A 12871-nucleotide genomic window follows, 5' to 3' on the forward strand; every position below is an offset into this window, starting at 1 on the left:
GCACCCGGCTTCTGCCAAGATGCCGTACGTCATGGCGCAGATACCCGAACCCCCCGCCCCCGAGCCCCTCGCACCACGCTCCGTCCCCACGAGCGCCGACGTGGCCCGCCTGGCGGGCGTCTCGCGTGCGACCGTCTCCTACGTCCTCAACAACGCCGACGCCGTCCGGATCAGCGAACCCACCCGACGCCGCGTCCGCGAGGCCGCCAGGGAACTGGGATACGTCCCGCACGCCGCGGCCCGCTCGCTGCGCGCCGGACGCAGCCGCACGGTCCTGATGCCGGCGCCGTCCATCCCCGCCGGCCCGCTCTACAGTCACTTCCTCAACGAACTCCAGTGGGCCCTCGGCCGCCTCGACTACACCGTCGTGCAGTACGGCCCCGCGGGTGCGCACGGCGACGAGGCCGCTCGCGCCTGGGCCGAACTGCGCCCGGTCGCCGTCCTCGTACCGGGCTCCGGTCTCGGTCCGCGGGGCGTGGAGATCCTCAAACGCGCGGGTGCCCGGGCGGTCGTCACGCTCGGCCCCGAGGCCGTCGAGGGAGCGCACGCCCTGCTCATGGACCACGAGATCGTCGGCCAGTGCGCGGCCCGGCACCTCTACGACCGGGGGCGGCGCGGAATCGGCGTGGTCGTCCCCGCGGAGGAGGGCCTGGAGATCTTCTCGGCACCACGCCTGGACGGCGTCCGCCGCGCGATGCGCGGCACCGACGCCACCGTCACCGAGCTGCCCCTCGCCTACGAGGAGCGGGACGCCGCCCGGCTGGCCGCCCGCTGGGGCTCACTCGGACTCGACGCCGTGTTCGCGTACAACGACGAGTACGCGATGCTGCTGATGCGCGCCCTGCAGGACGAGGGCGTCGGCATCCCGGGCGACACCGCCGTGATCGGCGCGGACGACCTGATGCTCGGACGCCTGCTGCGCCCCCGGCTGAGCACCGTCCACCTGGAACTGCCCTCCGGCCGCGATCTGGCGGCACTGGTCGACCGCGCGGTGCACGACCCCGACGCCGCACCCGAGCGGCGCGAGGTGCTGGGCGCGGCGGTCGTGCACCGCGAGTCGAGCTGACCGGCGGCCGGTGCGCCTACTGGCCGTCCTGCCCGGCCTGGCCCTCGGCCTGCGCCTGCTGATCGGCGACCGCCTTGCGGACCTCGTCCATGTCCAGCTTCCGCGCCTGACCGATGACGTCCGTCAGCGCATCCTCGGGGAGGGCGCCCGGCTGCGCGAACACGGCCACCTGGTCCCGCACGATCATCAGCGTCGGAATCGACTGGATGCCGAAGACCTGCGCCAGCTCGGGCTGCGCCTCGGTGTCCACCTTGCCGAACACCAGGTCGGGGTTGGCTTCGGCCGCCTTCTCGTAGACCGGGGCGAACTGACGGCACGGACCGCACCACGACGCCCAGAAGTCGATCAGGACGAACTCGTTGTCCGTGACCGTCTGGTCGAAGTTCTCCTTGGTGAGCTCAACGGTGGTGCTCATGGTGTGACCCTCTTCCTGGGTTCGGGGCAAAGCCGTCGGCACAACACTGCCGACCTGGTGGGTATTCCGCGCACGTACCCATGTGGCCACCCGGCACACCACCCAGCAGACTGACTCCATGACGCAATCGGATTCCATCGCTTACGACGTCGTGGTGATCGGCGCGGGCCCCGTGGGGGAGAACGTCGCCGACCGCACCCGGGCGGCCGGACTCGCCACCGCGATCGTGGAGAGCGAACTCGTCGGCGGCGAATGCTCCTACTGGGCGTGCATGCCCAGCAAGGCCCTGCTGCGCCCCGTCATCGCCCGCGCGGACGCCCTCCGCCTGCCCGGCCTGAGCCGCTCGGCGGGCGACCCCCTGGACGCCGCGGCGGTACTCGCCCGCCGCGACGAGTTCACCTCCCACTGGAAGGACGACGGCCAGGTCCAGTGGGTGGAGGGCATCGGGGCCGACCTGTACCGCGGACAGGGCCGGCTGGCCGGACCGCGCACCGTGGAGGTGACCGCGCCCGACGGCACCCGCCGGGTCCTGACCGCCCGCCACGCGGTCGCCGTCTGCACCGGCAGCGCCGCCGCCCTGCCCGACCTGCCCGGACTGGCCGAGGTGCGCCCCTGGACCAGCCGCGAGGCCACCAGCGCCGAGAGCGCGCCCGGCAGGCTGATCGTGGTCGGCGGCGGAGTCGTCGCCGTCGAGATGGCCACGGCCTGGCAGGCCCTCGGCTCCCGGGTCACCCTCCTGGTGCGCGGCGACGAGGGCCTGCTCGCCCGGATGGAACCGTTCGCCGGCGAACTGGTCGCCGAGGCGCTCACCGAGGCCGGCGCCGACATCCGCACCGGCACCTCCGTCGAGTCCGTCACCCGGCAGGACGGCACCGTCGTCGCCGTCACCGGCACCGGCGACCGCATCGAGGCCGACGAGATCCTCTTCGCCACCGGCCGCGCCCCCCGCACCGGGGACATCGGCCTGGAGACCGTCGGGCTGGAACCGGGCTCGTGGCTCCCCGTCGACGACAGCCTCCGGGTCGAGGGCCACGACTGGCTCTACGCCGTCGGCGACGTCAACCACCGCGCCCTCCTCACCCACCAGGGCAAGTATCAGGCACGCATCGCGGGTGCCGCCATCGCCGCCCGCGCCTCCGGAGCGCCGGACCTGGACGCGGGCCCGTGGGGCGCGCACGCCGCGACCGCCGACCACGACGCCGTACCGCAGGTGGTGTTCACCGACCCGGAGGCGGCCTCCGTCGGCCTGTCCCTGGCCGAGGCCGAACAGGCCGGGCACCGGGTCCGCGCCGTCGACGTCGACATCGCGGTGGCGGGCTCGAGCCTGTACGGCGACGGCTACCGGGGCCGCGCCCGCATGGTCGTCGACCTGGAGGACGAGATCGTCCGCGGTGTCACCTTCGTCGGCCCCGGCGTCGGCGAACTGATCCACTCCGCGACCGTCGCCGTCGCCGGCCGGGTGCCGATCGACCGCCTGTGGCACGCGGTCCCGTCGTACCCGACGATCAGCGAGGTGTGGCTGCGGCTGCTGGAGGCGTACCGGGACAACTGACCGGCCCGGAGGGCGACGGGGAGGGCGGACGGGCGAACAGCGCCCGCCCGTCCCACCGCCCGGAACCGTGTCAGGGCAGCTCGAAGCCCAACGCCGCCGCGGCCCGGTCCGGCGTCGGCTGGGCCCACAACCCGGCCATCGCGCCGTTCGACGCCAGCGACCGCAGCTCGGCCCGGTCCAGATACAGCGTGCCGTCGAGATGATCCGTCTCGTGCTGCACGATCCGGGCCGGCCAGCCCGCGAACACCTCGTCCACCGCCCGCCCGTGCTCGTCCCGCGCCAGCAGGCGCACCACGGCAGGGCGCGCCACCACCGCCTGCCAGCCCGGCACACTCAGGCAGCCCTCGAAGAACGCGGCCCGGGCGGCACCGACAGGCTCGTACGACGGATCGATCAGCACCCGGAACGGCTGCGGCACCCGGCCGCGCGCCACCCGCACCTCGTCCGGCACCGGCGCCGGGTCCTCGATCACCGCGATCCTGAGACCCACTCCCACCTGCGGCGCGGCGAGCCCCACACCCGGCGCCGCGTGCATCGTGCGCCGCAGGGCCTCGACGAACCGCACCAGCAGCGCCGGGTCCAGCTGTCCGTCGAAGGGCTCGGCGCGGCGGCGCAGCACCGGATCACCGGCCGCGACGATCGGCAACGGGCCGCCGGGTGCGAGCAGTTGCTCGACCCGCTCGACAAGGGGCACGCGAGCACTCGGAGTTCCCATCGCGCCAGGATGCCACGGTGTACGCCGCCACCCGGCCCCGCGTAAGTGACGCACGCCACTCCACCGGCGGGGAACCCGGCGTGCCCCCGCTCCGACCAGCGGTGTGAGGCACGGGGGAGTCCGTTCGTACGGCGGGGCGGTGGGACGCACGGGACGTACGGCGGGTCGGGAGTACGGAGCCGTACCCCCGGACTCGACCCGCCGTGACGACGCGCCCTCCGGTCACCGCCCGGCGAAGTCGCCCGTCAGGGCGGCGGCGATCCGCAACTGCACGTCGGCCTCCTCCTGCCGCCCCTGCCGTTCGAGGGTCCGCCCCAGCATCAGCCGGGCGTACTGCTCGACGGGATCGCGCTCGACGACGACCCTCAGCTCGGCCTCCGCACGCCGGAGCTGGGCCGAGTGGTAGTAGGAACGCGCCAGCAGCAGCCGCGGCCCGGTCTGCTCCGGCACCTCCTCGACCAGCCCGCTCAGGACGCGCGCCGCGGCGGCGTAGTCCCTGGCGTCGAAGAACATCCGTGCACGCTCCCAGCGCTCCGCCGGCGTTCCGTGGCCGTAGTACGTCGTGTCCACTGGAGACCTCCTTCTGCCCTCCCCAACCACGCCACATGGTTGAACATTCCACCACCGGTTCCCGGGCGTTGCGCCAGGAGGCCGGGGCCGACCGCCGCCTCGCCCTCGGAGCGGTACGGTTCACCGCGACCGGAAGCGGCGACGGCACCGTGCCGCCGGCCGACCTCGACGGCCAGGAGTCCCGCCTCCTGGCCCGCAGCCGAACCGGGCGCGTAACGGTGGCAAGCACGGAGGTTGCGTCCGCCCGGGTCCGGGCAGGCTCGGAAGCGGACCGCGGGCCGTGAGGGTCCGCGCGGGCCGGCGCCCGGGGAACGGCGGACGCGAGCAGCCCGCCCGAGCCGAAGCGAAGGGAACAGCCCCCATGGCACCGCCGCCCGCCCCGACCGAGAGCCCCTGGTTCCGCAGGTTCCACCCGCGCCCGGACGCACCGGCCGTCCTGGTCTGCCTGCCGTACGCCGGGGGATCCGCCAGCGCCTACTTCTCCCTGTCCCGGCGCCTGTCCGGGCATTCCGGCGTCGACGTCCTGGCGACGCAGTACCCGGGACGCCAGAACCGGTTCACCGAACCCTGCCTCGGCTCGGTGCCGGAGCTGGCCCGGGGCGTCCACGAGGACCTGGCCCGGGTGGTCGCCGGACGGCCCTTCGCGCTCTTCGGCCACAGCATGGGCGCCGCCGTCGCCTTCGAACTGACCCGGAACCTGGAACGCGAGGGGGCCGCCGCACCCGGCACCCTCGTCGTCTCCGGCCGCCGCGCCCCCTCGATCGGCAGCGACCGGGGCGTGCACCTCCGCGACGACGACGGCGTCATCGCCGAACTGAGGGCTCTGGAGGGAACGGACACCCGCGTCCTGGACGAGCCCGAACTGCTGAGCCTGGCCCTGCCGTCGGTCCGCGCCGACTACACCGCCGCCGAGACCTACCGGACCGGACCCGACGCCGTCGTGCACACCGACGTCGTGGCGCTCACCGGGGACCGGGACAGCCACGTCGACACCGACGAGGCGGCCGCCTGGCGCGCGCACACCACGGGCTCCTTCGACCTCCGGGTCTTCCCCGGCGGGCACTTCTTCCTCAACGACCACGAGGCGGAGATCGCCGTCCTCCTCGCCGGCACCCTGGGCGCCGGCGCGCCGGCCGGCCGAACACGTCAGTGATCCCGGCCGCCGGCCGGCGACAGGGCGAGCGCGGCGGCGGGACACACGGCGACGGCCTCCCGCACCGCCGCCCAGGTCCCGGCCGGCGGCTCGGGCCGCAGCACCACCACCGTGCCGTCGTCCGCGTGCTGGTCGAAGACGGCGCCCGCGGTGAGCGCGCACATGCCCGCCCCGACACAGCGCCCGGTGTCCGCGATGATCCGCACGGCTCACACGTCCCAGGTGACCGGCAGGCTCTTCACCCCGTGGATGTCCGATATCTCCGGCCGCAGCGCGACCTCTTCGGCCGGTACGGCCAGCCGCAGCGTCGGAAAACGGCCGAAGAGGGCCGGGAACGCCACCCGCATCTCGACCCGGGCCAGCTGCTGCCCCAGGCACTGGTGGATGCCGTGCCCGAAGGCCACGTGCCGGTTCTCCCGCCGCCGCACATCGAGCACCTGCGGGTCGGCGAACTGCTCGGGATCGCGGTTGGCGGTGTTGTACGACAGGATCAGCGGTGACCCCGCCCTGATCGTCTGCCCGCCCAGCTCCACGTCCTCAAGGGCCGTGCGCATGAACGTCTTGCCGACGCTCAGGTAGCGCAGCAGTTCCTCCACGGCCCGGTCGGTGCCCGCCGGATCGGCGCACAGGGCCGCCAGCTGGTCCGGGTCCCGCAGCAGGGCGAAGGCGCCGAGCGCCAGCATGTTGGCGGTGGTGTCGAGGCCCGCCGCGAGCAGGACCAGGGCGATCCCCTTCAGCTCCTCGTCGGTCAGATCGCTGTCGGTCAGCTCACTGAGCACGTCGTCGGTGGGGTGCGCGCGCTTGGCCGCCACCAGCTCGGCGAGACGGGCCCGCGTCGTGGCGTACGCCGCGACGGTGTCCTCGTCGTCCGCCTCGGCGTCCATGAACCCCTCGAACTGCTTCTGGAAGGAGTCCCGGTCCTGCCGCGGCACCCCCAGCAGCTCACAGATCATGATGGCGGGGATGGGCTTGGCGTAGGCGCTCACCAGGTCCGCGGGCGGTCCGGCCGCCGCCATGGCGTCGAGGTGCTCGGCGGTGATCTCCTCGACGCGCTCGGTCAGCAGCCGCATCCGCCGCACGGTGAACGTGCTGATCAGCGGCTTGCGATAGCGGCCGTGCCGCGGCTCGTCCATCAGCAGGAACTCGCCGGGGGGCGCCGGAGGCAGCGTCAGACCGCCGTAGTCGACGGTCGGGTGACGCATCAGGTCCCGCCGTGAGCTGAACCGCGGGTCGGCCAGCACCGACTTCAGCAGTTCGTACCCGGTGACCAGCCAGCCGTCCACCCCGCCGGGGAAGGTGTAGCGGCTGATGGGGCCGTGCCGGCGCGCTTCGAGGAACTCCGCCGGCGGGTCGAAGGGCCGGTCGGGCCGACGCGTCGTCGGCAGAGTCGTGACGGTGTGCAAGGGGTCACCCATGACCCTTCCTCATCTCGCTCGAAAGATCCGCGGCCCAGCATGGCCCACCGCCGCAGCGCCGGGTAGGGGCACCGCACCGTAACGGCGGGGCTTGCCGATGCCCGCCACCTGGGCCGCCGTGAGGATGGCCCGTACTCGGTCACAACGATGAGTAGGTGGTTCGCCGCGTGCGCCTGAACAGCTATGACGAATGGTCCCCTCTGCGCGAAGTGGTCGTCGGATCCGCGGAGAACTATGTCTCGCACGAGCGGGAACTCTCCTTCGACCTCTTCTTCCACGACAACCTCGCGCAGGACAACCCCAGCCGGTCCGAGTGGTTCTACCCCCGGCTGTCCGCACGGCGCGAGGACGCCGGCCGGCGGCGGCTGCCCGTCGCCCGGCGCTACGTCGACGAACTCAACGAGGACCTGGAGGGCCTGGCCGACGCCCTGCGCGGCCTCGGTGTCACCGTGCACCGGCCGCTGCCGCTCGCCGCGGAGACCGCGGAGGTCACCACCCCCGCCTGGTCCGCCTCCGTCGTACCGCCGCTCAACCTCCGCGACAACACGCTCGTCCTCGGCGACGAGATCATCGAGACACCCCCGATGATCCGCTCCCGCTACTTCGAGACGCAGTTCCTCAAGCCGCTCTTCCAGGAGTACTTCCGCCGCGGTGCCCGCTGGACCACCATGCCGCGCCCGCTGATGACGGACGCCTCCTTCGACCTGTCGTACGTGCGCACCGCGACCGCCGGCGGGCCGACCGAACCGATCGGCGACCCGCGGTCCTCGCCGTACGACGTGGGCCTGGAGATGATGTTCGACGCGGCGCAGTGCCTGCGGCTCGGCCGGGACATCGTCGCCAACGTCTCCACCGAGAACCACGAACTCGGCGTCACGTGGCTGGAACGCCACCTCGCGGGCCGCTTCCGCGTCCACCGCGTCCACCGGCTGAGCGACAGCCACATCGACAGCATGGTGCTGGCCCTGCGCCCCGGGCTGCTCCTGGTCCGCTCCGAGGCGGTCGCCGACGCTCTGCCGCCCGCGCTGCGCCGCTGGGACCGCATCGTCGCCCCCACCCCGGAGCGGAACAGCTTCCCGAGCTACGACGACGACGCGCTCATCCTGACCAGCCCGTTCATCGACCTCAACGTGCTGTCCGTCGATCCGGACACCGTCCTGGTCAACGAGGCCAGCCCCGAACTGGCCCGGGTCCTGGAAGCGGCCAAGTTCACCGTGGTGCCCGTACGGCACCGGCACCGGCGCCTGTTCGGCGGCGGCTTCCACTGTTTCACCCTCGACACCGTCCGTGAGGGCGGTCCCGAGGACTACCTCTCCTGATCCGGTCCGGATCGTTTCCGCTCATTCCCGCAAGGCAACCAGGGAGTCGCAGTGATGAGGGCAGCGGACGGCCGGGCACCGGCGCTCGCGGTCGTAGGTGTCTCGTGCCGCTTTCCCGGGGCCGCGGATCCGGACGCGCTGTGGCGGCTGCTGGCCGCCGGCACGAGCAGCGTCGGTGAGGTGCCGCCCGGCCGCTGGACGGGACCCGCCGCCGCGCGGACCCCCCGCGCCGGAGCCTTCCTGGACACCCCGCAGGTGCAGGGGTTCGACGCCGCGTTCTTCGGTGTCTCACCGCGCGAGGCGCCCTACGTCGACCCGCAGCAGAGGCTCGCTCTGGAACTGGGCTGGGAGGCGCTGGAGCACGCCCGCATCCTGCCGGAAAGCGTCCGCGGCACCCGGCTGGGCACCTTCGTCGGCGTCACCGGCGACGACTACGCCCACCTGCTCTCCCCGCACGCCGAGGCCCTCGCCACCCAGCACGCGCTGACCGGCGTGCAGCGGGGCGTCATCGCGGGCCGGCTCGCCGCCTTCCTGGGCACCCGCGGCCCGAGCATCACCGTCGACTCCGCCCAGTCCTCCTCCCTGGTGGCCCTGCACCTGGCCGCCGAGAGCCTGCGCGCCGGGGAGTCCGACGCCGCGCTGGTCTGCGGGGTCAACCTCCACCTGATGCCGCAGAGCGTGCTGCTCGCCTCCCGGCTCGGCGCGCTCTCCCCGCGGGGCCGCTGCTTCGCCTTCGACGAACGCGCCGACGGCTACGTGCCCGGCGAGGGCGGCGGCGCCGTCGTCCTCAAGCGCCTCGACGACGCGCTCGCGGCCGGCGACCGCGTCCTGTGCCTGGTCCGCGGCAGCGCCACCAACAACGACCCGGCCGGCGCAACCCTCACCACCCCGACCGCCGACGCCCAGGCCGACGTCCTCACCGAGGCCTGCCGTGCCGCCGGCGTCCCGCCCGAGGCGGTCGGCTACGTCGAACTCCACGGCACCGGCACACCCACCGGCGACCCCGTCGAGGCCGCCGCACTGGGCGCGGCCATCGGCCGCCACCGCCCCGCCGGCCGTCCCCTGGCCGTCGGCTCCGTCAAGACCAACATCGGTCACCTCAGCGGCGCCGCGGGCATCGCGGGCCTCATCAAAGTCGTCCTCGCCCTCACCCACCGGCAACTGCCCGCCAGCCTCAACTACACCACCCCCAACCCCCGCATCCCGCTCACGGAACTCAACCTCCGCGTCCAGCAGGACCTCGGGCCGTGGCCCGACCACGGCGAACTCGTCGCCGGGGTCAGCTCCTTCGGCATGAGCGGCACCAACTGCCACGTCGTCCTGTCCGCATGGGAACCGAGCCCCGCGGAACGCGCGGCTACGGTGCCGGTCGGCTCCGCGCCGGTCGGCTCCGCGCCGGTGGTGCCGTGGCTGCTGTCCGGGCGTGACGAGAAGGCGCTGCGCGAGGCCGCGTCCCGCCTCGCGGACAGTGAAGCCGTGCACGCCACGGATCGCACGGCGGCGGACATCGCCTGGTCCCTCGCCTCGTCACGGAAGGCGTTCGCGCACCGCGCCGCCGTCGTCGCGGCCTCGCGCGAAGAGCTGCTGACCGGCGTACGCGCACTCGCCGACGGCACGACGCCGGCCCCCGGCCTGCTGCCGTCCGGCACGGCACGGCCGGGCGGCGTGGGTGTCGTGTTCTCCGGCCGGGCACCGGAACACCCCGACGCCGCCGTGGGCCTGTGCGCCCGCCCCGCGTTCGCCGAAGCGCTGACGGAGGCGTGCGACGCCCTCGACGAGGTGGCCGGGGAGGTCGCCGGCACCGTGGGCCTGCCGGCCGGGGACCGCGGCCTCGGGGCGCGACCGGGGGAGTTCGGCGCCGGCGTGCGCCGGGCGGTGACCGGGGACGCGGGCAGCGCACCGGCCGGTACCGGCCGGGCGGCGGCGTTCGCGTTCGGCGTGGCCGCCTGGCGGCTGATGGCAGCGTGCGGTGTCGAGCCGGCGGTGGTCGCCGCAGACCCGGCGGGAGAACCGGTGGCCGCCTACGCCGCGGGTGTGTGGTCGCTGCGGGACGCCGCGCGGGTGGCACTGGCACGCGGCTGGGCGGCGGAGACGGAGTCGGACTGCCGCCGGGTGCCGGACTCGGTCGAGTACGGCGATCAGCGGCTGCCGTTGCTGTCGTACGAGACGGGGCGGTTCGCCGACAGCATCACCGCGCTGCGGGACGAGGGCGTCGCGGCCGTCCTGGAGATCGGCCCGGACGCCTTCCTCACCCCCGACGTCGCGCGGGCGCTGCGGACGCCGGACGAGGACACCACCCCGGAAGTCCCGCCGCCCGGCGCCGTGGCGCTGATCGGCGAGGGCGAGGACCCCGTGTACGCCCCGGTCGGCGCGCTGGCGCGGCTGTGGGTGGCGGGGGCCGACGTGGACTGGGCACCGCTGCTCGGTGACTCCCGGCGCGTCGACCTGCCCACCTATCCGTTCCAGCGCCGCCGCTACTGGATCGAGGACCTGCTGGCACCGGACGACGCCACCGGGTCCGCCTCCACGGCCACTGCCGGTACAACGTCCAATGCCGATTGCCCTGTCGATTCCGACTCCGCCGCGGACGGCGGACGGGAGACCGTCGACCGGCCGACCGCGCTCGGCGGCGCCGAGCGGACCGCCGCGCTGCGCACGCTGGTGGGTGAACAGGCCGCCGCCGTCCTGCGGGACGACACCGCGCCGGTCGACCTCGCGCTCACCTTCAAGGACCTCGGCTTCGACTCGGTCATGACCGAGGAACTCGCCCGGCGGCTGGCCGCGCGCACCGGGCTGCCGCTCAGGGCCGGCACGGTCTTCGACCACCCCACGCCCACGGCACTCGCCGCCCACCTGGACACGGCACTCGCAGCCGGCGGTGCGGCCGGGGCCGGCGGACCCGTCACGGGACTCGGGGCACGCACGGAGACCTCACCCGGTACGACCGCGGCCCCCGCCCCCGCGCCCCTCGGAGACGCGGCGGCCGGCGCCGCCCCGGACCGGGGCACCCGGCCGCCGCGTGCCGCCGACGAGCCCCTCGCGATCGTCGGGATGGCCTGCCGCTACCCCGGCGGCGTCGGCTCGGCGGACGACCTGTGGCGCATGGTCGCCGACGGCGCGCACGCGGCCGTCGGCTGGCCCACGGACCGCGACTGGGACCCGGCGGACCGGCCCGGCAAGGACACCGACGGTCCCGTACCCGGCGGCGGATTCCTCGACGCCGCCGCCGACTTCGACGCGGACTTCTTCGGTATCTCGCCGCGCGAGGCACTGACGATGGACCCGCAGCAGCGACTGCTCCTGGAGACGTCCTGGGAGGCGCTGGAACACGCCGGCCTCGATCCGGCGGGCCTGCGCAGCTCGGCCACCGGTGTCTACGTCGGCGCCACCACCCACGACTACGGCCCCCGCGCGCACCAGGCCCCGGACCACCTCACCGGCCACCTCCTCACCGGCAGCACCCCGAGTGTGATCTCCGGCCGGGTGGCGTACACGTTCGGTTTCGAGGGCCCCGCGGTGACGGTGGACACGGCGTGTTCGTCGTCGCTGGTGGCGGTGCACCTGGCGGGCCGCGCGCTGCGGTCGGGGGAGTGCGACCTGGCGCTGGCCGGCGGGGTGACCGTGATGGCGACGCCCGGCATGTTCCGCGAATTCGACCGGCAGGGCGGCCTCGCGGCGGACGGCCGGTGCAAGGCGTTCTCGGCCGACGCGGACGGTACGGCCTGGTCCGAGGGCGTCGGCGTGCTGGTTCTGGAGCGGCTGTCCGACGCCCGCCGCAACGGCCACCGGGTCCTCGCGGTCGTCCGCGGCAGCGCGGTCAACCAGGACGGCGCGTCGAACGGCCTCTCGGCCCCCAGCGGCCTCGCCCAGCAGCGGGTGATCCGGGCGGCGCTGGCCGACGCGGGGCTCGGCGCCGGGGACGTGGACGTGGTGGAGGCCCACGGCACCGGCACCCGGCTCGGCGATCCGATCGAGGCGCAGGCGCTGCTGGCCACGTACGGACAGGAACGCGACGCGGACCTGCCGGTCTGGCTGGGCTCGGTGAAGTCCAACGTCGGGCACACGCAGGCGGCCGCCGGTGTGGCGGGTGTCGTCAAGATGGTCGAGGCGCTGCGGCACGGTGTGCTGCCCGCCTCCCTGCACGCGGCCGAGCCGTCGCCGCACGTCGACTGGTCCGCGGGCGCCGTACGGCTGCTGGACCGGTCGCGTGACTGGCCGGAGCCGGAGCCGGGCCGGGTGCGCCGGGCGGGTGTGTCCTCGTTCGGCATCAGCGGCACCAACGCCCACGTCATCATCGAGCAGGCCCCGGCGAGGCCGGAACCTCCGGCCTCGCGGGCGATGCCGTCCGTCGTGCCGTGGGTGCTCTCCGGGCGCGACGCGCAGGCGCTGCGGGCACAGGCGGCGCGGCTGGCGGCGTTCGTCGAGGCACGCCCGGACGTGTCCGCGGCCGACGTGGGCCTCTCCCTGGCGGCGGGCCGTGCGGCGCACCCGCACCGTGCGGTGGTCACGGGCGCCTCGCGCGACGAACTCGTCGACCACGTACGGGCGTTGGCCCAAGGCTTCGGAAGTGACGGCGCCGCCGGTGCGGTGCGCGCCGATGGTGACGGCCCGCGGGCGGTGTTCGTGTTCCCCGGTCAGGGGTCGCAGTGGGTGGGTATGGCGGTGG

General features: G+C 74.4%; 10 protein-coding genes. 5 read left to right on the top strand and 5 right to left on the bottom strand.

The window, feature by feature from the left end; translation table 11 throughout:
• The first annotated feature begins 31 nt into the window (after window positions 1-31).
• Window positions 32-1066: a LacI family DNA-binding transcriptional regulator gene (locus ACVV2G_RS28790; RefSeq protein WP_453845697.1), complete on the top strand. Its 1035-nt coding sequence runs from the start codon at window positions 32-34 to the stop codon at window positions 1064-1066.
• Window positions 1067-1082: 16 nt separating this feature from the next.
• Here ACVV2G_RS28790 and trxA read toward each other — a convergent pair whose 3' ends face one another.
• Window positions 1083-1481: a thioredoxin gene (gene trxA / locus ACVV2G_RS28795; RefSeq protein ID WP_453845698.1), complete on the bottom strand. Its 399-nt coding sequence runs from the start codon at window positions 1479-1481 to the stop codon at window positions 1083-1085.
• Window positions 1482-1599: 118 nt separating this feature from the next.
• Between trxA and ACVV2G_RS28800 the strand changes: the two genes are divergently transcribed.
• The gene (locus ACVV2G_RS28800; protein WP_453845699.1) at window positions 1600-3033 is read left to right on the top strand and encodes a dihydrolipoyl dehydrogenase family protein; all 1434 of its coding nucleotides are present in this window, start codon (window positions 1600-1602) and stop codon (window positions 3031-3033) included.
• A 70-nt stretch (window positions 3034-3103) separates the two neighbouring features.
• Here the strand turns inward: ACVV2G_RS28800 and ACVV2G_RS28805 are convergent, their stop codons facing one another.
• Window positions 3104-3748, bottom strand: a complete 645-nt coding sequence (locus tag ACVV2G_RS28805) for a peptide deformylase (RefSeq protein WP_453845700.1) — start codon at window positions 3746-3748, stop codon at window positions 3104-3106.
• A 222-nt stretch (window positions 3749-3970) separates the two neighbouring features.
• Window positions 3971-4318, bottom strand: a complete 348-nt coding sequence (locus ACVV2G_RS28810; RefSeq protein WP_453845701.1) for a tetratricopeptide repeat protein — start codon at window positions 4316-4318, stop codon at window positions 3971-3973.
• 361 nt (window positions 4319-4679) lie between these two features.
• Between ACVV2G_RS28810 and ACVV2G_RS28815 the strand changes: the two genes are divergently transcribed.
• Complete coding sequence (locus ACVV2G_RS28815) at window positions 4680-5471, top strand: thioesterase II family protein (protein ID WP_453845702.1); 792 nt, start codon at window positions 4680-4682, stop codon at window positions 5469-5471.
• Here the strand turns inward: ACVV2G_RS28815 and ACVV2G_RS28820 are convergent.
• Both ACVV2G_RS28820 and ACVV2G_RS28825 read right to left on the bottom strand, forming a co-directional pair.
• Window positions 5465-5677, bottom strand: coding sequence for a ferredoxin (locus ACVV2G_RS28820; protein WP_453845703.1), 213 nt, complete (start codon window positions 5675-5677; stop codon window positions 5465-5467). The two genes, ACVV2G_RS28815 and ACVV2G_RS28820, sit on opposite strands and share 7 nt — an antisense overlap.
• Before the next feature lie 3 nt (window positions 5678-5680).
• Entirely contained in the window at window positions 5681-6886 is a 1206-nt protein-coding gene (locus ACVV2G_RS28825; RefSeq protein ID WP_453845704.1) for a cytochrome P450, read from the bottom strand.
• 167 nt (window positions 6887-7053) lie between these two features.
• On the opposite strand from ACVV2G_RS28825, the gene ACVV2G_RS28830 reads away from it, so the two are divergent.
• Both ACVV2G_RS28830 and ACVV2G_RS28835 read left to right on the top strand, forming a co-directional pair.
• Window positions 7054-8205 (top strand): glycine amidinotransferase, encoded by a 1152-nt coding sequence (locus tag ACVV2G_RS28830; protein WP_453845705.1) that lies wholly within the window; start codon window positions 7054-7056, stop codon window positions 8203-8205.
• Window positions 8206-8259: 54 nt separating this feature from the next.
• On the top strand, window positions 8260-12871 hold a 4612-nt coding region (locus ACVV2G_RS28835), incomplete at its 3' end, for a beta-ketoacyl synthase N-terminal-like domain-containing protein (RefSeq protein WP_453845706.1).

The organism is Streptomyces sp. JK94 (assembly GCF_053613315.1).

What these genes read in the sequence shown, in the direction of transcription:
- ACVV2G_RS28805 (WP_453845700.1), bottom strand. Translation starts at nt 3,748, where the DNA reads ATGGGAACTCCGAGTGCTCGCGTGCCCCTTGTCGAGCGGGTCGAGCAA.
- trxA (WP_453845698.1), bottom strand. Translation starts at nt 1,481, where the DNA reads ATGAGCACCACCGTTGAGCTCACCAAGGAGAACTTCGACCAGACGGTC.
- ACVV2G_RS28825 (WP_453845704.1), bottom strand. Translation starts at nt 6,886, where the DNA reads ATGGGTGACCCCTTGCACACCGTCACGACTCTGCCGACGACGCGTCGG.
- ACVV2G_RS28800 (WP_453845699.1), top strand. Translation starts at nt 1,600, where the DNA reads ATGACGCAATCGGATTCCATCGCTTACGACGTCGTGGTGATCGGCGCG.
- ACVV2G_RS28815 (WP_453845702.1), top strand. Translation starts at nt 4,680, where the DNA reads ATGGCACCGCCGCCCGCCCCGACCGAGAGCCCCTGGTTCCGCAGGTTC.
- ACVV2G_RS28790 (WP_453845697.1), top strand. Translation starts at nt 32, where the DNA reads ATGGCGCAGATACCCGAACCCCCCGCCCCCGAGCCCCTCGCACCACGC.